The sequence below is a fragment of the Labrys sp. 22185 genome (assembly GCF_052045555.1).
In the GTDB taxonomy this organism is placed as follows: domain Bacteria; phylum Pseudomonadota; class Alphaproteobacteria; order Rhizobiales; family Labraceae; genus Labrys; species Labrys neptuniae.
Window position 1 is genome coordinate 114,054 of sequence record NZ_JBQEPH010000006.1, and the last position, 21,393, is coordinate 135,446.

Consider the following 21,393-nt stretch of genomic DNA (forward strand, 5'->3'; position numbering starts at 1 on the left):
CGACATGCACCAGCAACTTGACGCTCATACGCGGAACGCCGCCAATCACGTGGCGCTGTCGCCCCTGTCTTTCCTGAAGCGGGCCGAAACGGTCTACGCGAACCTCCCTGCCGTGACCTATGGCGACACTCGCCGCAGTTGGCATGAGACCGCTGCGCGTTGTCGATCGGCAGCCGCGGGGCTGGCGGCCTTGGGCGTCAAGGCGGGGGATACGGTGGCGGTTCTGTCGCCCAACATCCCCGAGTTGTTCGAGTTGCACTACGCCGTTCCGCTGCTCGGCGCCGTATTGAACACGATCAACACGCGGCTGGAACCCGAAACGGTCGCCTATATCATCGACCATTCGGACGCCAGGCTGGTGATCGCCGATACCGCGCTTGCTCCTCTGCTGCGTCGTGCGTTCGAGATCAATGGTAGAGACCTTCCGGTGGTCGATATCACTGACCTTCCGGACCACACGGGCTTTGGCCAGACCACCTTTGACGATCTGACCGCCTATCCACCGATGGACTGGGCGCTGCCGCAAGATGAATGGCAGGCATTGGCGCTGAATTACACGTCAGGCACCTCAGGAAGGCCGAAGGGCGTGATCTATCACCATCGGGGCGCCTATCTGATGGCGATGGGAACGGTTGCGGGCTGGGCCCTGCCACCGCATCCGACTTACCTGTCGGTCGTGCCCATGTTCCATTGCAATGGCTGGAATCACCCCTGGGCCATGGCCATCGTCGGCGGCCATATAATCTTCACGCGCGACATCGCCCCGGCGAAATTGCTGGCCGCCATGGCAGTGCATCGGGTCACCCATCTGGGCGCGGCGCCGATCGTGCTGCAGATGCTTTGCGACAGCCCCAATGCCCGGCCCTTCGATCCTAAGATCAGGGTACTGACCGCAGGCGCACCGCCGCCGCCCGCTATCCTAGAAAAGGCTTCGGCCCTCGGCCTCGACGTAATGCAGGTCTACGGCCTGACCGAAACCTACGGCCATATCTCGCAGTGCCTGTGGCAAGAGGAATGGGACAGGCTGCCCGCCGGTGCCCGAGCCGAGAAGCAGGCGCAGCAGGGCGTGGCCTTTCCCATGGTCGAGGACATCCGCGTGGTGGACCGCACGACCGGAGCCGACGTGCCGCGCGACGGCCTGACCCAGGGCGAAATCGCCATCCGGAGCAACACCGTGATGAAGGGATACTACAAGAACCCCTCCGCCACCGCCGAAGCCTTCGCCGGCGGCTGGTTCTGGTCAGGCGACGCTGCCGTGATCCATTCCGACGGCTACTTGCAAATCCGCGACCGATTGAAGGATGTCATCATCTCCGGAGGCGAGAATATCTCCTCGGTCGAGGTCGAGGCCATTCTCTATCGCCACCCGGCCGTACTTGCGGCGGCCGTCGTGGCCCGCCCGGACCCGAAATGGGGCGAAAGCCCATGCGCTTTCGTCGAACTTCGCGACGGGGCGCCCCTGACCGAGGCCGAACTCATTGCCTTTTGCCGCGACCGCATCGCTCACTTCAAGGCGCCGAAAACCGTGATTTTCGGCGCGCTGCCGAAGACCGCCACGGGTAAGATCCAGAAGTTCGTTCTGCGCGCAGCCGCCCGCGATCTGGGGCCAAAATCATGACTTGGGAAGCTCCCGTAAAGGACCTGCTTTTCAACATCGCCCTTGCGGCGCCGGCCGAAATCGATCTGGACACGGCTGCCGCCGTGCTTGAGGAGCTCGGCCGCTTTTGTGCGGAGGAAATCGCACCGCTAAACCTCCCGGGCGATCGCGAAGGATCCCGTTGCGACGCTGGTCGGGTGACCACACCTGGAGGCTTTCGCGCCGCCTATGACAAATTCGTTCAAATGGGCTGGCAAGGTTTGCCGCATCCCGTAGAGTACGGTGGCCAGGGTCTGCCCCGGACGGTGGGCGCTGCGGCGGGCGAAATTCTGAATGCCGCGAACATGAGCTTTGCGCTCTGCCCTCTTCTGACCGATGGCGCTATCGAAGCCTTACGCCATTTCGGATCGCATCAGATGAAGGCCCTCTACCTGCCGAAGCTGGTTGCGGGGCACTGGACCGGTACGATGAACCTGACGGAACCGCAGGCGGGCAGTGATCTAGCTCTCCTGCGAACACGTGCCGAGGCGCAAGGCGGCGGCACTTATCGGATCACCGGGACCAAGATCTTCATCACCTATGGCGAACATGACCTGGCCGAGAACATCATCCATCTCGTCCTTGCCCGCACGCCCGATGCCCCGCGGGGCGTCAAGGGAATCAGCCTGTTCCTGGTGCCGAAGGTCCTTCCCGATGGCACCCGCAACCGTGTGACCTGCCAGAGTATCGAGCACAAGCTGGGCGTCCGGGCCAGCCCGACCTGCGTCCTGAACTATGAAGGCGCGACCGGGTTTCTGATCGGGTCCGAAAACGCTGGGCTGGAGTACATGTTCACGATGATGAACGCCGCCCGCTTTGCGGTCGGCGTCCAGGGGGTTGCGATCTCGGAACGCGCGAGCCAACAGGCGCTGGCATACGCGAAATCCCGTCTCCAGGGCCGCCCGGTCGACGGCAGCGCCCCCGGAGCAGTCGCCATCATCCAGCATCCCGATGTGCGCCGGATGCTTTCGCATATGCGCGCCACAACCGAAGCTTGCCGTGCGTTGGCGGTCTTTGCTGCGGGTTGGCAGGACCGTGGCGATGCCGCAATGGCGGAATTCCTCGTGCCGCTGGTCAAGGGGTTCTGCACCGAAATGGCCGTGCAGGTCACCTCTCTCGGGGTACAGATCCACGGCGGCATGGGCTTTATCGAGGAAACCGGCGCCGCCCAGCACTACCGCGATGCCCGCATCCTGCCGATCTACGAAGGCACCACTGCCATTCAGGCCAATGATCTTCTGGGCCGAAAGACACTGCGCGACAGCGGTGCCACGACAACCCGTATCGTCGAGATGGTCGCAGAGACGGAAGCGGCGCTCAGCGACGGCTCACCGGCCGCTCGGGACATCGCGGCGCGGCTCGGCGGAGCGCGGCAAGACTTCCAAGCCACCGTCGCCTACCTTCTCACTGCCTCCCCGAAGGAAGCATATGCCGGTGCCGTGCCCTATCTCTTGCTCGCCGGAAACCTGGTCGCAGGCTGGCAGATGGCGCGCTCGGTCCTTGCGGGCGAAGCATTCGCGGGCGACCGCGACTTCATGATCACCAAGACCGCCACCGCGCGATTCTACACCCATCACATCCTGCCCGAGACTGGTCTCCAGCGCGCCCGCGTCATCCAGGGGGCGGCTAGCCTCCTGGACGCCGCCGTCTAATCCCCTTGCTCTTTGAACAGGACCGCAGAATGACTCTTGAGATCAACCGCACCCGCTTCGCGAACCTGGCCGTAGATGCGCATGAGGATGGCGTCTGGGTTGTCACCCTGAACCGTCCCGCCAAGCGGAACGCCTTGGATTCGCACACGATCGAAGAGCTCGTCGAGTTCTTCTCGGCCGCGCCGCGCGCCGGGATCCGCGCTATTGTGCTGGCCGCCAACGGGGATCATTTCTGCGCCGGGCTGGACCTGGTCGAACATCATCAGGCCGACCGCAGCCCGGCCGAGTTCATGCATCTTTGCATGCGTTGGCATGAGGCGTTCAACAAGATGGAGTACGGCGGTGTCCCCGTCATCGCTGCACTGAAGGGTGCTGTTGTCGGCGGTGGCCTGGAACTCGCCAGCGCGGCCCATATCCGGGTAATGGACCAGACGACTTATTTCGCGCTGCCCGAGGGTCAACGTGGACTTTTCACGGGCGGCGGCGCCACGATCCGCGTTACCGACCTGATCGGCAAGTCACGAATGATCGACATGATGCTGACGGGTCGTGTCTATCAGGGGCAGGAGGCAGTCGATCTGGGGCTTGCGCAGTACATCACCGAAGGCTCCAGCCTTGAAAGGGCGATGGAACTGGCTCGCAAGGCGGCTCAGAACCTGCCGCTTTCGAACTTTGCCATCTGCTCGGCAGTCAGCCACATGCAGAACATGTCGGCGCTGGATGCAGCTTATGCCGAGGCGGTGGTGGCGGGCGTGGTGAACACCCAGCCTGACGCCCGCGCCCGTCTTGCGGCCTTTGCCGACAAATCGGCGGCCAGGGTGCGGCCCAACAATTGATGAGGTTGCGCCCGTGTTCCTGCCAAAGGAACATGACTGGCGCTGAACCGGCAGCGTCCAGTCTGTGAAGTCGACTGTGTCTCTCTGGCATCACATTGGTCGGACAGCGTTCTTGACCGAGTTCCGGGGCTGTGCGGCGCGGGCTGCCCCGGTCTGAGCCAACCAAGTGTCGAGGGTATCATGAAGACACTCGATTACGGCGAAGCATCGTTTTGGGGTCGTGCGAGTCACTTGAGGTCGTCTATTGGCATGCTGAGTTGATTGCCCGACATCGCGGAATAGCAGCAGTGCCTTTACTGGGCATTCGACAACAAGATCCAAATCCTGAGCCAAACGGCAGCTTCTAAGTTGTTGGTGCAGGAGTTCCGAACGACCGAATAGAGGCGCCAAATCGTCATTCGTGGCGAAACTCCCCCCGAGTTCACGAATCTCAAACGCAAAACGCCACCGGGGCGGTTAGACCCAGATGGCGCTTGATTTATGCAGGAAGCGGTTGCGGGGGCTGGCTTCAAATCTCTAAGGTCAGCAAGTGTCGGTCTCGGTCAAAACCTGCCCGGCTGTGACAAATCGGAGCGTCTTTCCCAAGGCAACTGCACTGCTCTGGGCACCGGCCCTCCTGACGCAGCTAGAGTTCCTCGAGCGCATCCCCGAAGGTTTCGATGTCGCGCAGGCGCCTGCGCCCGGCGGCACCGGCTTTCTCGATGGCGCGGGTGGTGATGAGATGGCAGAGCGCCATCACCGACGTGTGGTTGAACAAGGGGCCGGGCGCCAGGGTCTGGCAGTAGAAATGCCACTGCGCCGAGGAGCGCAGAGGGGCACCCTCATCGGTGATGTAGAGCAGTTTGGCGCCCCGCCTCTCGATGGCGGCCAGGATATCGTCCAGCTTGGCAATGCGGCGGCGCAAGGCGAAAACCACCACCACGTCGTCCGCTGCGATGCTCGCCAGATATTCGCCGAGTGTCTGGCCCGGGCCGGGGATGGCGACGATATTGTCGATGACCTGCAGCATCTGCCATTGCAGATAGGCGGCAAAGGGCTGGCTGGAGCGAAAACCCACGACCCAGGTCCTGCGCGCGCCGAGCATGGCATCCACCACCGCATCGATCTGGGCTTCGCGGATCGACAGAAAGGTCTGCTCCAGATTGGTGATGGCTTGGCCGACATGGCTGGAAAGCGACTGGCCAACGGCAGCGTCGGCCGCACTGGAAAGAAACAGCCGCGACCCGGTCTGCCTCTCCTGGCGCACGTGGCGGCGCGATTCCTCATAGCTCTCGTAGCCCAGCCGGCGCACGAACCGCGTCACCGTGGCATTGGAGACATGCGCCAAAGCCGCCAACTCCGATGCCGAATAGCTCGCCAGTTCACCGGGGAAGTCACACACGAATTCCCCGAGCCGCCGTTCGGCTGGCGGAAGCTCGTCGAGGACGTCCCGCACGCGGGTCAGGAAGGATCTTTCGGAAGATTGCATGACCGAGGCTGCTGAAATCTCTTTTTCATGACATTCCGAGCAGTAGGAGATTTTGACCGTTTGCACAATCTTATCGTCCCAAATCCTCGCAAATTGATGCCCTAAGCGAAAACAAAAATACCAATTGCAAAAATATTTTCTTTGAGTTTAATTATGAAAAAATAATTTCAAGACATCATCCAAAGGATTAAATCGCCATGGCAGGGGAACAGATGATCCCATCCGGCGCATCGTCGCCGGTACAAAAGCAGATGGAACAGGCGTTGGGGACGATCGGCGTCACCACGGCCCACAAGCAGATTCTCGCACTCATCCTGATCGGATGTCTGTTCGACGCCTTCGAGCAGAACACCATCGGGCTGATCGCGCCGATGCTGAAGGCGCAATGGGGCCTCACCGGCGCCGACATCGGTTTCCTGAACACCATTACGTTTGCGAGTGCGGCTGCGGGTCGCCTCCTCTCCGGCATCCTCGGCGATCGCTACGGCCGCCGTGTCATGCTGACCATCAATCTGCTATTGTTCACGCTCGGGTCCGCGCTTTGCGCGCTTGCGCCGAGCTTCGGCGTGCTCTGCATCGCGCGCGCCATCGTCGGCTTCGGAGTCGGCGGCGAGATCTCCACGGCCGTCACCATGCTCGCCGAGTTCTGTTCGCCGAAATTCCGCGGCACCGCGGCTGGCCTGGTCAATGTCGGCGCCGGCGGCTTTGGGAATTTCCTCGCCCCGGCCTTCGGGCTCGTGGTCTTCACCCTGTTCGCGGGGGACGATGCCTGGCGCTGGCTTTTCGGTGTGCTGGCGATCCCGGCCTTCCTCGTCGTGTTCTTCCGCCGCTACGTTCCGGAAACACCGCGTTTCCTGGCCTCGCAGGGCAAGATCGACGAAGCCAACAAGGTGCTCTCCATCCTGGCCTCAGGCTCGCTGCGCCCGAAGGAATTGCGGATCAAGGCCTATCTGTCGAAACCCGAAGACGGCAGCGACCAGCCTGCGAAAAGCAGCTGGCGGGAGCTGTTCCAGGTACGCTATCTCGGACGCACCATTCCCGTGGCGATCGCGATCCTGATGAGCTACGGGGCACAGCTTTCCGTGCTCACCCTCATGCCGATGATCTTCATGTCGATGGGCCACACGCTCTCCGGCAGCCTGCTCTTCAGCATGATCATCCAGAGCGGCAGCGTGCTGGGGGCGATCACCGCTTCGATGTTCGGTTATTACTTCCCGCGCAAGAGGGTCTTGAGCATCGGCTCCGTCTGTGCCTGCGCGGCAGCCCTGGCCATCGTCTGTCTGGGGAACGGTCTCTATCTGGTGCTGTTCTTCGGCGCGCTCTTCCAGTTCTTCGTGCTGCTGCTCAACACCTCGATCTGGATCTATGCGCCCGAACTCTATCCAACCCGCATTCGCGGCTTCGGCGTGGCGCTGATCCTGGCGAGCGGCTCGGCCGCGGGCTCGGTCGTGCCGACCCTGGCGGGCTTCCTCTTCGACAATCTCGGCATGCTCGGGGTCTTCGGCCTCGCTGCCTCGATGTATGCGGTCTTCGCCTTCTGCATTCAGCTCGGGCCTGAGACCTATGGCCGTTCCATGGAAGACCTGACCCAGCCGGCCGAATCCGAAACCCCGACCGTCGATTTTACCAAAACTGCCAGAGAACAGGCCTGACAATGCAAGCATCGTCCCCTCATGTCCTATTGATCAATCCCAACAGCTCGGAAGCGACCACGGGGATGATGCTGGCCATTGCCCGCCGCAAAGCGGATGGGCGGCTTCGGCTGGAAGCCGCCACGGCAACCCGCAGCCCCTCGATGATCGTCAACGAAACCCAGCTTACCGCCTCGGCAAGCCAGGTCATCGAGATCGGCCGGGCGCAGGATGCGGGCTGCATCGGCATCATCGTCAGTGCCTATGGCGACCCCGGCGTCGTCCACCTCAAGGAAAACCTGCAGGTGCCGGTCATGGGCATCTGCGAGGCATCCATGATCGACGCCTCGCAGGGCGGACGCAAATTCGGCGTCGCCACCGTCACGCCAGATCTGGCCGACGCCATCGCCGCGCGCGCGACCAGCCTGGGGCTTCAACACCTCTATACGGGCATACGCTGCACGCCGGGCGATCCGGTCAAGCTTGCCGATGATGCGGAACGCCTGCGCTGCGAGCTGGCAGCCGCGGTGAGGCAGTGCATCGAGGACGGCGCGGAAGCTGTGATCATCGGCGGCGGGCCGCTGGGCGAGGCAGCGGAATATCTGCGCACGCAATTCGACATCCCCATCATCGCGCCCATCGGCTCGGCGGTGGATCTGATGATCGCCGCGATCGAGAACGGTAACGGGCACCGGAATTGACCAACGCCCGTAGCAAGGAAGACGCGCGAACGGTATCCCGCCCGCGCGTATTTAACTCCCCCGCGCCAGTGCCACGATCTTGCGCATCACGGTGGGCAGGGCTTCGCCGTCGAGCTCATCGAGGCGAACCCAGCGGCAATCGGCGGGCGCCTTGGTGCTCAGCAGGGCATCGGCGGCATAGACGCTGACGGCGAGCTCGAAATGAGTGAAGCCATGGCTCACCTCGCCCGGGAGCTTGCGCCATTTCGCCTTCAGCGGCGCGTAGTTGACGGCAGTGCCTGAATCGAAGTCTTCGCTCCACACGCTGGAGGGAATCTCCGTCATGCCGCCGAGCAGACCCTTGTCGGGGCGCTTGCGCACCAGCACCCAGCCATCCGGCCTGACGATCCAGAACGCTGCGCCCTTGCGCAAAGGACGCCTGGCCTTGGGGGCTTTGCGCGGAAATGTCTCCTGCGTCCCTTCGCGGCGCGCCCTGCAGAAGGGCAGATAGGGGCACAGGCCGCAAGCCGGGCGTTTCGGGGTGCAGATCGTCGCCCCGAGATCCATCATGCCCTGCGCGAAATCGCCGGGCCTGTCGGCCGGCGTCATGCCGTCGACGATTTCGGCGATCCGAGGCTTGGCCTGCGGCAGGGGCGTCTCCAGCGCTTCGAGCCGGGTCACCACCCGCTCGACATTGCCGTCGACCACGGCCGCGCGCCGGTCGAAGGCGATCGCGGCCACGGCCGCCGCCGTATAGGCCCCGATCCCCGGCAGCTGCCTCAGGCCCTCGACCGTGTCGGGAAAACGACCGTCCAGCCTCGCACTGACGAAACGGGCGCAGGCATGCAGGTTGCGGGCTCGCGAATAATAGCCGAGCCCGGCCCAGGCCTTGAGGATATCCTCCTCATCGCTCTCGGCCATGGCGTCGACCGTGGGCCAGCGTGTCAGAAAAGCCTGGAAATAGGGGCCGACGGTCTTCACCGTGGTCTGCTGCAGCATGATCTCGGAGAGCCAGACGCGGTAGGGATCCGGCTTCTCGCCGGGCAGCGCCCGCCAGGGCAGCCTCCTGCGATGCCTGTCATACCAGGCGAGCAGGGCATCTGCGTGCAGGCCTTCTGGGGACTTGACCTCGGGAGCGACACTATTAAGCATGGCCCCTCATTCCACAGATCGGCCATGATCAACAAGCCCAACTCTTCACAACAGGCATCTCAACAGCGGGTGTCCATCAAGCGAAGGTCGGCTCGCCCCTTCGCCGATCTCGTCGGCCCGGCCCTGGCCGACGCCCTCAAGGCACGCGGCTTCGCCACGGCCGATATCATCGGGCACTGGCCGGATATTGTCGGCGCCCGCCTTTCGGCCCATTCCTTGCCTGTGAAGATGCAGTGGCCGCCTCGCCCCAAGGGTGAAGCCTCCGATGCGGCGCCTGCTGCCGCGACCCTGATCCTGCGGGTCGAGAGCGCCTTCGCGCTGGAGGTCGAGATGTCGGCCGGCCAGATCATCGAGCGCATCAATGCCGTCTTCGGCTGGCGCTGCGTCGGCAAGCTGCGCCTCAAGCAGGGGCCGGTGGACCATCCGGCACCGAGGCAGAGGCCCGGGATTCCCGACCTGCCCCCCGAGGCCTCCCGCCAATTGGCCGACGATCTCAGCGGCATCGAGAACCCCGGCCTGCGCGAGGCGCTGGAACGGCTGGGGCGGCAGGTTCGCGGTTCGTCCCGCCGCACCAAGCCGGCTACAGTCAAGCCGGTCACACCTACGTGAAGGTGGTCGGTCTGCCTGTTGCCATAATTGCAAGGCTCAAGTACCGCACACATAGAGTGCGCCGACGCGCGCAATGACAAAGGACATGAGTCGCCGATGAGCCCGATGCTTTCCCGCCGTACCCTGATCGCAGCCCTTGCGGCGAGTCCGGCGCTTGCGGCCCTGCCCGCCCTCGCGGCCGACGACAAGGTCAGCCTGCTCGAACTGGCCGTGCCCGGCCCCATCCCCGATATCGCGCTCGGCAAGCCGGATGCGCCGGTCAAGGTCTATGAATATGCCTCGATGACCTGCCCTCATTGCGCGCGCTTTGCCAAGGACGTGTTCCCGGCCATCAAGCAAAAATACATCGATACCGGCAAGGTGCTGTGGACGATGCGCGAGTTCCCGCTCGATCCGCGTGCCACGGCCGCCTTCATGCTGGCACGCTGCATTGCCAAGGACGCACCGCCTGAGAAATATTACACCATGCTCGACGTGCTGTTCTCGCAGCAGGAGAGCTGGGCGTTCGTCAACGACGCCAAGCAGGTGCTTCCGGCCCTGTTCGGCATCGCCAAGCAGTCCGGTTTTACACAGGAACAGTTCCAGGCCTGCTTGAAAGACCAGACGCTCTATGCTGGCGTAAATGCCGTGAAGGAGCGTGGTTCTTCGGCTTTCGGTATCGATGGCACGCCGACCTTCTTCATCAACGGTATCAGGAAGGGCGGCGAGATCACGATCGACGAGTTCTCCCAGGTCGTCGATCCGTTCCTCAAATCCTGAAAGCAGTCCCGGCCCCGCCGGACTGCGGGGTGATGGATGAAACTAACCAAGCTCAGGCTTCTCGGCTTCAAGTCCTTCGTCGAACCGACGGATTTCCTGATCGAACCCGGTTTGACCGGCGTCGTCGGGCCGAATGGCTGCGGCAAGTCGAACTTGGTCGAAGCCCTGCGCTGGGTGATGGGCGAGAGCAGCCACAAGAACCTGCGTGCCGCCGAGATGGACGATGTCATCTTCGGCGGCTCGGGGAACCGGCCGCCTCGCAACATGGCCGAGGTGATGCTGACGGTCGAGAACAAGGACCGTACCGCCCCGGCTGCCTTCAACGACGCCGACATTCTGGAAATCTCCCGCCGCATCGAGCGTGATCGCGGCTCCAATTACCGCATCAACGGCCGCGAAGTGCGCGCCCGAGACGTGCAGCTCATCTTCGCCGACGCCTCCACCGGCGCGCGCTCGCCCGCCATGGTGCGCCAGGGACAGATTGCCGAACTCATCGCCGCCAAGCCGCAATCGCGCCGCCGCATCCTCGAGGAGGCGGCCGGCATCTCCGGCCTGCATACGCGCCGCCATGAGGCGGAGCTGCGATTGAAGGCGGCAGAAAGCAATCTGGAACGGCTCGAGGACGTGCTGACCCAGATCGAAACCCAGCTCGACAGCCTCAAGCGCCAGTCCCGCCAGGCTTTTCGCTATCGCGGCCTCTCCAACGAGATCCGGCAGGCCGAAGCCCTCATCTTCCACATCGCCTTCGAGGAAGCGGGGCGGCTGGTGATCGAGGCGGAGAAACGCCTCGACCTCGATACCCGCACCGTGGCCGAGCGCACGCGCGCACAGGCCGAGACGGCCCGCCTCGCCGCCATCGCCGCCCATGAGATGCCGCCTTTGCGTGAGGCCGAACATGCTGCCGGCACCGCCCTGCATCGCCTGGTGCTGGCGCGCGAGCAGCTGGACCAGGAGGAGCGGCGGGCCGGCGAGCGGCGCATCGAGCTCGACCACCGTATCCGCCAGGCCGGCGCCGACATCACGCGCGAGAAGTCGATGATATCGGATGCCGGCACCATGCTGCAGCGTCTGACGGCCGAGGAGTCCGCCCTGAGGGCCGAGCAGGACGGCAGCAAGGAACGGGCCTCCGAGGCCGCCGGCCTGTTGCGGGACGCCGAAGCCGCCTTGGCCGGCGAGGAAAGGGCGATGGGCGAGGCCCAGAGCGCGCTGGCCGAACTCCAGGCCTCGCGCGTCCAGGCCGAACGCAGCGAGCGCGAGGCCGGGGAGCGTATGGTCCGTCTGGAACGCCAGCTCGCCGAGATCCAGCGTGAGGGCGAAGCCCTTCGCACCGGCTCCAATGCCGCCGCCATCGCCGAGCAGCTCCAGCAACAGCTGGCCGAGCTGCAGGAGCGGCGCAGCCAGGCCGAGCAGGCCGCCATGGAAGCCGAGGCTGCCCATACCGAGGCGCGGGACGCCGAAGCTGCAACACGCGGGCCTCTCCAGGAAGCCGAACGCACGGCCAACCGCCTGGAAACCGAGGCGCGGACCCTGGCCAAGCTGGTGCTGACACCGGCTGGTGCCAAATACCCTCCCATCGCCGACGCCCTCAAGGTTGCCAAGGGCTATGAGATCGCGCTCGGCGCCGCACTCGGCGAGGATATCGACGCCCCCACCGATCTCGACGCGCCGGCCCATTGGTCGGGTGCCGCCGTCGCCGACGGCGATCCGCCCTTGCCCGCCGGTACCGAGGCGCTGGCGAGCTTCGTCCAGGCCCCCGACGGCCTGGCGCGCCGCCTGGCGCAGATCGGCATCGTGGACCGAGCCGATGGTCCCCGCCTCAAGGCCCTGCTCGCCCCAGGGCAGAGGCTGGTGAGCCGCGAGGGCGATCTATGGCGCTGGGATGGCTTCGTGGCCGCGGCGGAAGCCCCCTCTCCCGCCGCCCGACGCCTGGCCGAGCGCAACCGTCTGGCCGAACTGGAAGAGCAGGCCCTGGAGGCCCGGGATGCCGTCACGCCCCGCCGCCGCGAAGCCGAGATGGCGCAGGCCGCCTCGCGGCAGGCCGCCGATCGCGAGCGCACCACGCGCGACGCCTGGCGCAATCTCAGCCGCGAAGCCGACCAGCTGCGTGAGCGCGCCGTCGCGGCCGAGCGTCAGGCTGCTCAACTCGCCAGCCGGCTCTCGGCTCTGGACGAGGCCGGCAGCCGCCTCGGCAGCGACCTTGCCGAAGCGCACGAGGCCTGCGAGCAGACAAGACGGACTTTGTCGGCGCTGCCCGACGGCAGCGCCCTCAATGCCCGCTTGCAGGAATTGCGCCAGGCCGTGGCGGAAGGCCGTGCCGAGGTCGCCGAGACACGCGCCCAGGCCCAGACGCTGGCGCGCGAGGACGAATTGCGCGCAAGGCGCCTTGCCGCCATCGGCCAGGAAAGCCAGTCTTGGAAAGACCGCCAGGAGAATGGCGCGGCCCAGATCGAGACGCTGACCAGCCGCCTGACGGAGCTGGAAATCGAACGGGCGGAGTTTGACGACGCACCGGTCGTCTTCGCGGCACGGCGGCGGGGCCTGATCGCGGAGACCGAAGCCGCGGAAGAGGCACGCAAGATTGCCGCCGATCGCCTGGCCGAGGCCGAGACCCGCCTGGCCCAGGCCGATCGCCAGGGCCGCGAAGCGCTGGTTGCCTTGAGCCAGGCCCGCGAGGAGCAGGTGCGCTCGGAGGAGAAGCTGGACGCCCTGCGCGCGCGCCGGTCCCAGATCGTAGCCGAGATCGAGGAAGCGCTGAACGTTGCCCCGACGGGCCTCCTGAAGCTCGCCAATCTCGCAGCCGACGCACCCATTCCCGACCGGCGTGCGGTCGAGCGCACTTTGGAGGATGCCAAGCGCGAGCGTGAGCGCCTCGGCGCGGTCAATCTCAGGGCCGAGGACGAGCAGAAGGACGTGCAGACCCAGCTCGACGGCCTCGTCAGCGAGCGGGACGATCTGGTCGAGGCGATCAAGCGCCTGCGCCAGGCGATCGCCGGCCTCAACCGCGAAGGGCGCGAGAGGCTGCTCGCCGCCTTCGACGTGGTCAACGGTCACTTCCAGCGCCTGTTCCAGACCTTGTTCGGCGGCGGCACGGCGGAACTGCAGCTCACCGAGTCGGACGACCCCCTCGAAGCGGGCCTGGAAATGCTGGCCCGTCCGCCCGGCAAGAAGCCGCAGACCCTGTCCCTGCTCTCGGGCGGCGAGCAGGCCCTCACGGCGATGGCGCTGATCTTTGCGGTGTTCCTCACCAATCCGGCGCCGATCTGCGTGCTCGACGAGGTCGATGCGCCACTCGATGACGCCAATGTGGAGCGCTTCTGCGATCTCCTCGATGCGATGATTCGCGAGACCGAGACGCGTTTCGTCACCATCACTCACAACCCGATCACCATGTCGCGCCAGAATCGCCTGTTCGGCGTCACCATGGCCGAACGCGGCGTCAGCCAGCTGGTCTCGGTCAATCTGAGCGAAGCCGAGAAGTTCCTGGAAGCGGTGTAATCCTGTTGTGACGGTCTTGAGACCGGCATGGAAATGCGCCCCGTGTCCCCCCTCCTCAGCTCTATCGAGAGATGGAGCGGGACCGGCACAACTTTCTACCCAAATATCGTACTGCCCTGCAGGTCGGAAGACCGGCACACCGAACCCACGATCTTCCCTTGCCGAATCCATAAGTAAATGCTTATGTGTTTTGCATGATGCAGACGAACCTCTTCCGCGCCCTCGCCGACCCCACCCGCCGTGCCGTGTTCGAGCGGCTCGCCGACGGCGAGATGAGCGTTTCACAGATCAAGGCCGGCTTCGATATTTCCCAGCCGGCAATCTCGCAGCACCTGGCCGTGCTGCGCGAGGCTGGCCTGGTGGCCGAGCGGCGCGAGGGGCGCATGGTGCATTACCGCGCCGCCCCCCAGGCCCTCGCCCCTCTGGCCGAATGGGTCGACCGCTATGCCAGCTTCTGGCCCGGGCGCATCGACAGACTCAAGGCCGTGCTGAAGGAGATGGACCAATGACGATCCTGCGCGACGCGACGACCAAGAGTATGGAAGACAAGGCGGCGCCGGACGACCTCCACTTCGAGAGCGTGCTGGAAGCCCCGCCTGCCAAGGTCTGGCGTGCTCTCACCATTCCCGACTATGTCGCCGCCTGGCTGAGGCCGGCCGAGAACGGCACCGATGCCGCCCGTTCGCCACGGCGGGATTCCAGCGAGCCGGAACTGGTCGATTGCCGTCTGCTCGCCGCCGAGGCCCCGCAAATGCTGCGCTATGCCTGGAGCGAAAAGATGCAGGAGCGCATCCTCGACAGCGTCGTCACCTTCGAGCTCGCGCCGCATGGTGAGGGTTCCACGCTGCTGCGCATTACCCAGGGCAGCTTCGTCCTGCGGCCCGTCGCCGCCAATCTCAACCAGCCGACCATGCTGTTAAAGGCGGCTTGAGGAACCCGTGATGAATTCTCTCGTCCCCATGGTGGTGGAGCAGTCCACCCGCGGCGAACGCGCCTTCGACATCTTCTCCCGCCTCTTGCGCGAGCGCATCATCTTCATCAACGGCCCCGTCGATGACGGCGTCTCCGCCCTGGTCTGCGCCCAGCTCCTGTTCCTGGAGGCGGAGAACTCCAGGAAGGAGATCTCGCTCTACATCAATTCCCCGGGCGGATCGGTGACTTCAGGCTTTGCCATCTATGACACTATGCAGTTCATCAAGAGCCCGGTCTCGACATTGTGCATGGGATCGGCCTTCTCCCTCGGCTCCTTCATCCTGATGGCCGGCACGGCCGGCCGCCGCTTCGCCCTGCCCAACGCCTCGATCATGGTGCACCAGCCCTCCGGCGGCTATCAGGGCCAGGCCAGCGACATGCTCATCCACGCCAACAACATCATCAAGTCGAGAGCTCGCCTCAACGGCCTGTATGCCCAGCATTGCGGCCGCACCGTCGCGGAGGTCGAGGCGGCCATGGACCGCGACAATTTCATGTCGGCGGACGAAGCCCAGGCCTGGGGCCTCGTGGATCACGTTGCGCCGGAACGCCTGGAGGTGGCATGAGGGCCTGATTCTCGTGCCGATTTCCGCCCCGCCGCCCATCTGTGGCGGCGTCGCGGCTGCTTCAAGGCGGGCTTGCGCAGGCCGACATGGCCAAATGTGACGTCGCAACCATGGCTTGTCCCGTGAAGAAAAGCCGGCAGCCGATGCCATTCTCCCCATTTTTTATTTGTTCTCAAAGACTTGGCATAATTTCGCCTCGCCTTGACACCGCAAGGGGGCGTGGGTATGGTCCCGCCGTTTTCAAGGGGGGCGTCCGGCTCTGTTTTGGCCGGCCAGGGAGCATGTTGCCGCAATGGCGAGCGACGAAGCGGACCAGGCCGGCAAATCCGGCAAAGACGAATCCCGCGATCGTGAATTAAACGAACGCTTGCGCCGTCTCGACGAGCGCCTCGGTTCCATCAAGGCCGGGGAAGCAGCCGAAGCGGCCAAGGTGCGCAAGCAGGAGGGCGATCCTTCTGCGATCGGTAAGGCCATGCGCCTCTCGTCCGAGTTCGTCGGTGGCATCGTCGCCGGTGGTCTGCTTGGATGGGTCGTGGACCGGTTTGCCGGTACTTCGCCGTGGGGGCTCATCATCTTTTTGATGCTGGGCTTTGCGGCAGGTGTCCGGAACTTGTTGCGTGCCTCGAATACGTTGGGCAAAACGCCCGACAAACAGGAATGAACCGGCGCCTCGCGCCACACTAGAAGACAGGGCCTCGCTGGCGATGCATAGTCCGATTACGCAGTTCGAGATCAAGCCGCTCTTCCATATCGGCAGCATCGCGTTCACCAATTCGGCTCTCTTCATGTTCCTGGCGGTGATCCTCATCGCGCTGGTGATGATCGCGACGACTTCTTCCCGCGCCACCGTGCCGGGCCGTTGGCAGTCCCTCGCCGAGACCTTCTACGAATTCGTGGCCGGCACCGTGCGTTCCTCGGCCGGGAACGAGGGCATGCGCTTCATGCCGCTGGTGTTCTCGCTGTTCATGTTCGTGCTGTTCTGCAACGTGCTCGGCCTGATTCCCGGCTTCTTCACCGTCACCAGCCACATCATCGTCACCTTTGCGCTGGCGGCTCTGGTGATATCGACGGTGATCCTCTACGGTTTCTACAAGAACGGCGCCCATTTCCTGAAGCTGTTCGTGCCCTCCGGCGTACCGGCCGTGCTGCTGCCGCTGCTGGTGGCGATCGAGATCATCTCCTTCGTCTCGCGCCCGATCAGCCTCTCCGTCCGTCTCTTCGCCAACATGCTGGCCGGCCATATCGCGCTCAAGATCTTCGCCGGTTTCATCGTCATGCTCGCCAGTGCCGGCGTGGCGACGGCAATCCTCTCGCCCCTGCCCCTGCTTCTCGTGATCGCCCTGGTGGCGCTCGAAGTGCTGGTTGCCGTGCTGCAAGCCTATGTCTTCGCCACGCTGACCTGCATCTACCTCAATGACGCCCTTCACCCCGGCCATTGATCCCGTCTAAATCCAACAAAACCTACACCAACAGGAGTTCTCCATGGATCCCGTCGCAGCTAAGTATATCGGCGCTGGTCTCGCTTGCATCGGCATGGCCGGCGCTGGTATCGGCCTCGGCAACCTGTTCGGCCAGTTCCTCTCGGGCGCCCTGCGTAACCCGTCGGCTGCCGACGGCCAGCGCGGCACGCTGCTCCTCGGCTTCGCTCTGACCGAAGCTCTCGGCATCTTCTCGCTGCTCGTCGCTCTGCTGCTCCTCTTCGCAGTCTGATCCGCGCCAGCCACGCCGAACGGGACGGCTTTCGCGATCAGAAATCGCGAGGCCGTTCATCGTTTGATTGGCTGGAATGCAGCAATCCCCTGTTTGTGGCTCCATCTGTTTGTAGCTTGGCCTGCAAAGACGTGAGTGCACATCCGTTGAAGGTGTTTCATGGCTGAAAGTCACGCAGGAACCGAGGTTCCCGGCGATGCACATGGGGCCAAGGGCGCATTCCCGCCCTTCGACAGCTCGTCCTTTGCCTCACAGCTCGTGTGGCTGGTCATCGCTTTCGGGCTTCTCTACATCCTGATGTCGAAGATCGCGCTGCCGCGCATCGCCGGCATCCTCTCCGAGCGGTCGGCTAAGATCGTGGCGGACCTTGCGGCTGCTCAGAAGGCCAAGGCGGACAGTGACGAGGCCGTGGCCTCCTATCAGACCGCGCTGATCAAGGCCCGCGCCAAGGCGCAGAGCATTGCAGCCGAAACACGTGCTGCCGTGACCGCCGAAACGGATACCACCCGCAAGTCGCTCGAAGCCGATCTCTCGGCCAAGCTGGCTGCAGCGGAGGCCAAGATCCTGGCGACCAAGCAGGCTGCGCTCGGCAACGTCAACGGCATCGCCGTCGACGCCACCAACGCCATCGTCGAGCAACTGCTCGGCAAGGCGCCCGAGCCGCAGACGGTTCAGTCCGCCGTCGACGCCGCCATGGCCAAGTAAGGAGGCGGGCGTGATCGAATATTTCGCCGAGATGATCCACGAACTCTTCAACCCTGCAGGGCCGGAGTTCTACATCCTCATCGCCACGCTGATCTTCCTGGCCATCGCCTGGAAGCTCGGTGCCTTCGGGCAGATCGGCAAGGGCCTCGACGCCCGCGGCAATGCCGTGCGTGCCGAACTCGAGCAGGCCCGCTCCCTGCGCGAGGAAGCCCAGAAGCTGCTGGCCGACTATCAGAAGAAGCAGAAGGAAGCGGAAGCCGAAGCTGCTGCAATGATCGAAGCTGCCAAGGCCGAGGCCGAGCGTTTCAAGGCCGAGCAGATCGCCAAGATCGAAGACTTCGTCGCCCGCCGCACCAAGCTGGCCGATCAGAAGATCGCGCAAGCCGAGTCGTCGGCCGTTGCCGAGGTCAAGGCTGCCGCTGCGGATGCCGCCGTCAAGGCTGCCACCACGATCCTTGCCGACCAGCCCGCTGCCAGCGCCGGCAATCTGATGTCGGCTGCCCTCAACGAAGTGCGCGCCAAGCTCAACTGAGCAGGACTGGCACAACATCTTGAAAAGCCACCCGCCGAAAGGCCGGGCGGCTTTTTCTTTTGCGGAAAGCGCGCAAAATCGGATCCCTTCTCCCCTTGCGGGAGAAGGTCCCGGTAGGGGGATGAGGGGTTTTGCTGCGCATACCGAGTATGGCGCGTCCACCCCTCATCCGGCTGCCGCCACCTTCTCCCGCAAGGGGAGAAGGTATTTTATCTTGATGGGCGATGACCACATTACGGCTGCTGCGGCAAGCCCTTCGCCGTCTTGGCCGCCCGCACCAGATTGACGAACTCGGCGCGATAGCCATAGGGGTCGTCGCCCTTGGCACCGGCTGCGAGCGCGATGATGTCGTTGGGCTTGAGCGTGCCGGCATATTTGCCGCCACGCAGCCATTCGCCGAAACCCGCCACGGCCACGGCAAAGCGCGCGTCGCTGGGTGCCTGCGCCAGCGTGACGGCTTCTCCGGCATGCGTCACCGGGGTGGTGATCAACCGGCTCGTCTCGGATTCCGGCAGCTTGTAGCGGATCTTCACGAAGGCATATTCGTCGGCCTTGTCCGACGGCAGGACCGGCTGGGCTGCCTGATAACGGCTGCCGTCGACCGGGCGCGTCGCACCGGCCGGCACGACATCGTAGATCGCCGTCACGCTCGCCCCCGAGCCGACATCGCCGGCATCGACCTTGTCGTTGTTGAAATCCTCGGTCTTGAGCATGCGGGTCTCGTAGCCGATCAGGCGATAATCGCTCACCGCCGTCGGATTGAACTCGACCTGGATCTTCACATCCTTGGCGATGGGAAACAGGCTCGACGTCGCCTCCTCGACCAGCACCTTGCGGGCCTCGTTCAGCGTGTCGATATAGGCGGCGACGCCGTTCCCGTTCTGCGCCAGTTCCTGCATCATCTGGTCGTTGAGATTGCCCATGCCGAAGCCGAGCACGGACAGGAAGATGCCCTTGCCGCGCTCGCGCTCGACGAAGCCGCGCAGTTCGCCGGGTTCGGTGATGCCGACATTGAAATCGCCATCGGTGGCGAGCAGCACGCGGTTGACCGCCTTGGGGTCGAAATTCGCCTCTGCCTGCTGATAAGCGAGGCGAATCCCCTCCCCGCCGGCCGTCGAGCCGCCGGCCTGCAGCCTGTCGAGGGCCGAGAGGATGGAGGCCTTGTCGGACGCCTTGGTCGGCGGCAGTACCACGCCGGCCGAACCGGCATAGGTGACGATCGAGACCTTGTCCTCCGGCCGCAGCGTATCGACCAGCATGCCGAGCGACTTGACCAGCAAAGGCAGCTTGCTCGCTTCGTTCATCGAGCCGGAGGTATCGATCAGGAAGACAAGATTGGCAGCCGGCCGTTCTTGGGCCTGGAGGCTGTAGCCCTTGATGCCGATGCGCAGGAGCTTGTGCCCTGGCTGCCAGGGATTGGGCATCATCGTGGCGGCCGTCGAGAACGGCTCCTCGGCACTGGCAGGGGCAGCATAGTCATAGGGGAAATAATTGATCATCTCCTCGACGCGCACCGCTTCGGGCCGGGGCAGCAGGTTCTGGTTGAGCGCAGCCCGTACATAGGAATAGGACGCGGTGTCGACGTCCAGCGAGAAGGTCGAGACCGGATCCTGAGACACAGCCATGAAGGCGTTCTGCGGCGCGTTGGAGAATTTGTCGCGGCCGATTTCCTGCGAGGCCCTGGGGCCGAAAGCGTCGGAAGCCTCATAGCGGTTTTCTGCCGAATAGCCTCCGATCATCCCCGGCATCATCCGTGTGTCGCGCGCAGCGCTGGGACTGGGCGGCGGCGCCGCCACGGGCCTGGCCAGCACAGTCTTGTCCTGCGCCGATTCAGTCGGTGTTGCCGGTGCCTGCTGAGCCACGTTCTGGTTGTCGTCCGGCCTACGCAGTCTTTCGACCTGGACCTGGGTGATTGCTTCGATGTCGGTGCCGCCCTGACTGAGCAGTGCCTCCTGCCGCTTCAGCATATACGTGCCGATCGGCACCATCACGAGCAGAGCCGCTCCCGTCACCAACGCCATGCGCAAGCTTGGGCGTGCGCCCAACCGCGCCAAGCCGAGGCCCTGCCACCACTTTGGAGCGGCGCCCTGCCTGGGCCGGCTGGCCTCGAAGGCCATCATGGCCTGCGATATCGCCTTCTCGCGCGCCGTCTCGGAGGCGATGGCATCGGGCAGTTCGATCTTGCGGTCTTCGTGATCAACGCTCATCGCGGATCTCCTTGCGGCCCGTGGCCGCCGCTTCGTGTCCGGCTGCTTCAGCGAGCTGCTCGCGCACTTGGTGCATGCGCCAGGACACGGTATTTTCGGATATACCGAGCTCGGCGGCGGCTTCGCGATGGCTGAGCCCTTCCCCCGCCACCAGCACCACAGTGGCACGCAGTTCCGGCGACAAGCCGGCCAGCGCACTTTTCAGCCAGCTTTGCCGGACGAGATCGCCGTCATCGCTCGCCGCTCCGCCAACGGACACGAAGCTCGACAGCGCTTGCCTCATGCGTCCGAAGCTCGATTTGCGCCGGCGATGATCGTGGCAGGCATTGATGGTGATGCCGATCAGCCAGGTGGTGAAGCGCGCCTGGCCGCGATAGCTCGCCAGCTTTTCCACCAATTGCATCAGCACGGTCTGCACGATGTCCTCGGCTTCCTCGATGAAGCCCGTCTGGCGCCAGGCCACCCGATGGATCATGGCGTGGTGGCGCCGGATCAGTTTCTCGAAGGCACGGCTGTCGCCCCTGCAGGCCCGGGCAGCCAGACCGGCGTCGTCGTCATCGGCGCCATCCGCCGTGCCCTCGCTCGTACGCACCGCACCCAGGCTTTCGGGTGGCTCCGATGCCAATGTCGGCAGCCAGAGCCAGGCCAGCCGCGGCGGCCACGCCTGCAGCCTTGGCGGCGAGAGGCCAAGGTTCCTTGCATCAAAGCTTGCTGCCAGGGCCGTCATGACACTCTCCCCCGCCGCCGGCACCGGACGAGCCGGCCCCGTCAAGATGATATGAT

At 64.4% G+C, this 21,393-nt stretch carries 20 protein-coding genes; 16 read left to right on the top strand and 4 right to left on the bottom strand.

All coding sequences use genetic code 11. From position 1 onward, the window contains the following. Positions 1 to 4: 4 nt before the first annotated feature. From ACTJKX_RS14230 to ACTJKX_RS14240, 3 genes are read left to right on the top strand one after another with little or no spacing between them, the layout of a single operon-like run. Entirely contained in the window at positions 5 to 1,618 is a 1,614-nt protein-coding gene (locus ACTJKX_RS14230) for an AMP-binding protein (protein ID WP_440725646.1), read from the top strand. Continuing rightward, entirely contained in the window at positions 1,615 to 3,288 is a 1,674-nt protein-coding gene (locus ACTJKX_RS14235) for an acyl-CoA dehydrogenase (RefSeq protein WP_440725647.1), read from the top strand. Before ACTJKX_RS14230 ends, ACTJKX_RS14235 begins: the two co-directional genes overlap by 4 nt. Positions 3,289 to 3,317: 29 nt before the next feature. Beyond that, positions 3,318 to 4,124, top strand: a complete 807-nt coding sequence (locus ACTJKX_RS14240) for a crotonase/enoyl-CoA hydratase family protein (RefSeq protein WP_440725648.1) — start codon at positions 3,318 to 3,320, stop codon at positions 4,122 to 4,124. A 625-nt stretch (positions 4,125 to 4,749) separates the two neighbouring features. Here ACTJKX_RS14240 and ACTJKX_RS14245 read toward each other — a convergent pair. After that, positions 4,750 to 5,592, bottom strand: coding sequence for a MurR/RpiR family transcriptional regulator (locus ACTJKX_RS14245; protein WP_440725649.1), 843 nt, complete (start codon positions 5,590 to 5,592; stop codon positions 4,750 to 4,752). 197 nt (positions 5,593 to 5,789) lie between these two features. Between ACTJKX_RS14245 and ACTJKX_RS14250 the strand changes: the two genes are divergently transcribed. Both ACTJKX_RS14250 and ACTJKX_RS14255 read left to right on the top strand, forming a co-directional pair. After that, entirely contained in the window at positions 5,790 to 7,244 is a 1,455-nt protein-coding gene (locus tag ACTJKX_RS14250; protein ID WP_440725650.1) for an MFS transporter, read from the top strand. Positions 7,245 to 7,246: 2 nt separating this feature from the next. After that, a complete protein-coding gene (locus tag ACTJKX_RS14255) occupies positions 7,247 to 7,924 on the top strand; it encodes an aspartate/glutamate racemase family protein (protein WP_394311861.1) in 678 nt (225 codons plus the stop codon). Between the two features lie 51 nt (positions 7,925 to 7,975). Here the strand turns inward: ACTJKX_RS14255 and mutY are convergent, their stop codons facing one another. Next, positions 7,976 to 9,055 carry an A/G-specific adenine glycosylase gene (mutY, locus tag ACTJKX_RS14260; protein WP_440725651.1) on the bottom strand — a complete coding sequence of 360 codons (1,080 nt, stop codon included), beginning with the start codon at positions 9,053 to 9,055 and terminating at the stop codon, positions 7,976 to 7,978. A gap of 69 nt (positions 9,056 to 9,124) precedes the next feature. Between mutY and ACTJKX_RS14265 the strand changes: the two genes are divergently transcribed. The 11 genes from ACTJKX_RS14265 (at position 9,125) to ACTJKX_RS14315 (ending at position 18,403) form a co-directional block, all read left to right on the top strand. Further along, complete coding sequence (locus ACTJKX_RS14265) at positions 9,125 to 9,664, top strand: DUF721 domain-containing protein (protein WP_440725652.1); 540 nt, start codon at positions 9,125 to 9,127, stop codon at positions 9,662 to 9,664. A gap of 96 nt (positions 9,665 to 9,760) precedes the next feature. Further along, positions 9,761 to 10,423 (top strand): DsbA family protein, encoded by a 663-nt coding sequence (locus tag ACTJKX_RS14270; RefSeq protein WP_311942118.1) that lies wholly within the window; start codon positions 9,761 to 9,763, stop codon positions 10,421 to 10,423. 36 nt (positions 10,424 to 10,459) lie between these two features. Then, positions 10,460 to 13,918, top strand: a complete 3,459-nt coding sequence (gene smc, locus ACTJKX_RS14275; protein ID WP_440725653.1) for a chromosome segregation protein SMC — start codon at positions 10,460 to 10,462, stop codon at positions 13,916 to 13,918. Positions 13,919 to 14,112: 194 nt separating this feature from the next. Then, positions 14,113 to 14,427: an ArsR/SmtB family transcription factor gene (locus ACTJKX_RS14280; protein ID WP_311942113.1), complete on the top strand. Its 315-nt coding sequence runs from the start codon at positions 14,113 to 14,115 to the stop codon at positions 14,425 to 14,427. Continuing rightward, positions 14,424 to 14,849, top strand: coding sequence for an SRPBCC family protein (locus tag ACTJKX_RS14285; RefSeq protein WP_440725654.1), 426 nt, complete (start codon positions 14,424 to 14,426; stop codon positions 14,847 to 14,849). The genes ACTJKX_RS14280 and ACTJKX_RS14285 overlap by 4 nt, the downstream gene beginning before the upstream one ends. A 10-nt stretch (positions 14,850 to 14,859) precedes the next feature. Further along, the gene (locus tag ACTJKX_RS14290; protein WP_311942106.1) at positions 14,860 to 15,456 is read left to right on the top strand and encodes an ATP-dependent Clp protease proteolytic subunit; all 597 of its coding nucleotides are present in this window, start codon (positions 14,860 to 14,862) and stop codon (positions 15,454 to 15,456) included. A gap of 292 nt (positions 15,457 to 15,748) precedes the next feature. Beyond that, positions 15,749 to 16,117, top strand: coding sequence for an AtpZ/AtpI family protein (locus ACTJKX_RS14295; RefSeq protein ID WP_440725655.1), 369 nt, complete (start codon positions 15,749 to 15,751; stop codon positions 16,115 to 16,117). A 43-nt stretch (positions 16,118 to 16,160) separates the two neighbouring features. Further along, on the top strand, positions 16,161 to 16,895 hold the full coding sequence (locus ACTJKX_RS14300; RefSeq protein ID WP_376717746.1) for a F0F1 ATP synthase subunit A: 735 nt from the start codon (positions 16,161 to 16,163) through the stop codon (positions 16,893 to 16,895). A gap of 43 nt (positions 16,896 to 16,938) precedes the next feature. Then, a complete protein-coding gene (locus ACTJKX_RS14305; protein ID WP_068291855.1) occupies positions 16,939 to 17,166 on the top strand; it encodes a F0F1 ATP synthase subunit C in 228 nt (75 codons plus the stop codon). 159 nt (positions 17,167 to 17,325) lie between these two features. Further along, positions 17,326 to 17,871 (top strand): F0F1 ATP synthase subunit B family protein, encoded by a 546-nt coding sequence (locus tag ACTJKX_RS14310; protein WP_440725656.1) that lies wholly within the window; start codon positions 17,326 to 17,328, stop codon positions 17,869 to 17,871. Positions 17,872 to 17,902: 31 nt separating this feature from the next. Beyond that, on the top strand, positions 17,903 to 18,403 hold the full coding sequence (locus ACTJKX_RS14315) for a F0F1 ATP synthase subunit B family protein (RefSeq protein ID WP_367626637.1): 501 nt from the start codon (positions 17,903 to 17,905) through the stop codon (positions 18,401 to 18,403). A 233-nt stretch (positions 18,404 to 18,636) separates the two neighbouring features. Here the strand turns inward: ACTJKX_RS14315 and ACTJKX_RS14320 are convergent, their stop codons facing one another. Then, positions 18,637 to 20,610 (bottom strand): vWA domain-containing protein, encoded by a 1,974-nt coding sequence (locus ACTJKX_RS14320; RefSeq protein WP_440725657.1) that lies wholly within the window; start codon positions 20,608 to 20,610, stop codon positions 18,637 to 18,639. Then, the gene (locus ACTJKX_RS14325) at positions 20,600 to 21,337 is read right to left on the bottom strand and encodes an RNA polymerase sigma factor (protein ID WP_440725658.1); all 738 of its coding nucleotides are present in this window, start codon (positions 21,335 to 21,337) and stop codon (positions 20,600 to 20,602) included. The genes ACTJKX_RS14320 and ACTJKX_RS14325 overlap by 11 nt, the downstream gene beginning before the upstream one ends. Positions 21,338 to 21,393 lie beyond the last annotated feature (56 nt).

Excerpts from the sequence above, each read along its gene's own strand:
- ACTJKX_RS14300 (WP_376717746.1), top strand. The coding sequence starts at position 16,161 with ATGCATAGTCCGATTACGCAGTTCGAGATCAAGCCGCTCTTCCATATC.
- ACTJKX_RS14295 (WP_440725655.1), top strand. The coding sequence starts at position 15,749 with ATGGCGAGCGACGAAGCGGACCAGGCCGGCAAATCCGGCAAAGACGAA.
- ACTJKX_RS14270 (WP_311942118.1), top strand. The coding sequence starts at position 9,761 with ATGAGCCCGATGCTTTCCCGCCGTACCCTGATCGCAGCCCTTGCGGCG.
- ACTJKX_RS14315 (WP_367626637.1), top strand. The coding sequence starts at position 17,903 with ATGATCCACGAACTCTTCAACCCTGCAGGGCCGGAGTTCTACATCCTC.
- ACTJKX_RS14250 (WP_440725650.1), top strand. The coding sequence starts at position 5,790 with ATGGCAGGGGAACAGATGATCCCATCCGGCGCATCGTCGCCGGTACAA.
- ACTJKX_RS14240 (WP_440725648.1), top strand. The coding sequence starts at position 3,318 with ATGACTCTTGAGATCAACCGCACCCGCTTCGCGAACCTGGCCGTAGAT.
- ACTJKX_RS14255 (WP_394311861.1), top strand. The coding sequence starts at position 7,247 with ATGCAAGCATCGTCCCCTCATGTCCTATTGATCAATCCCAACAGCTCG.
- ACTJKX_RS14320 (WP_440725657.1), bottom strand. The coding sequence starts at position 20,610 with ATGAGCGTTGATCACGAAGACCGCAAGATCGAACTGCCCGATGCCATC.
- ACTJKX_RS14230 (WP_440725646.1), top strand. The coding sequence starts at position 5 with ATGCACCAGCAACTTGACGCTCATACGCGGAACGCCGCCAATCACGTG.
- ACTJKX_RS14290 (WP_311942106.1), top strand. The coding sequence starts at position 14,860 with ATGAATTCTCTCGTCCCCATGGTGGTGGAGCAGTCCACCCGCGGCGAA.
- smc (WP_440725653.1), top strand. The coding sequence starts at position 10,460 with ATGAAACTAACCAAGCTCAGGCTTCTCGGCTTCAAGTCCTTCGTCGAA.
- ACTJKX_RS14325 (WP_440725658.1), bottom strand. The coding sequence starts at position 21,337 with ATGACGGCCCTGGCAGCAAGCTTTGATGCAAGGAACCTTGGCCTCTCG.
- ACTJKX_RS14305 (WP_068291855.1), top strand. The coding sequence starts at position 16,939 with ATGGATCCCGTCGCAGCTAAGTATATCGGCGCTGGTCTCGCTTGCATC.
- ACTJKX_RS14245 (WP_440725649.1), bottom strand. The coding sequence starts at position 5,592 with ATGCAATCTTCCGAAAGATCCTTCCTGACCCGCGTGCGGGACGTCCTC.
- ACTJKX_RS14310 (WP_440725656.1), top strand. The coding sequence starts at position 17,326 with ATGGCTGAAAGTCACGCAGGAACCGAGGTTCCCGGCGATGCACATGGG.
- ACTJKX_RS14285 (WP_440725654.1), top strand. The coding sequence starts at position 14,424 with ATGACGATCCTGCGCGACGCGACGACCAAGAGTATGGAAGACAAGGCG.
- ACTJKX_RS14235 (WP_440725647.1), top strand. The coding sequence starts at position 1,615 with ATGACTTGGGAAGCTCCCGTAAAGGACCTGCTTTTCAACATCGCCCTT.
- mutY (WP_440725651.1), bottom strand. The coding sequence starts at position 9,055 with ATGCTTAATAGTGTCGCTCCCGAGGTCAAGTCCCCAGAAGGCCTGCAC.
- ACTJKX_RS14280 (WP_311942113.1), top strand. The coding sequence starts at position 14,113 with ATGATGCAGACGAACCTCTTCCGCGCCCTCGCCGACCCCACCCGCCGT.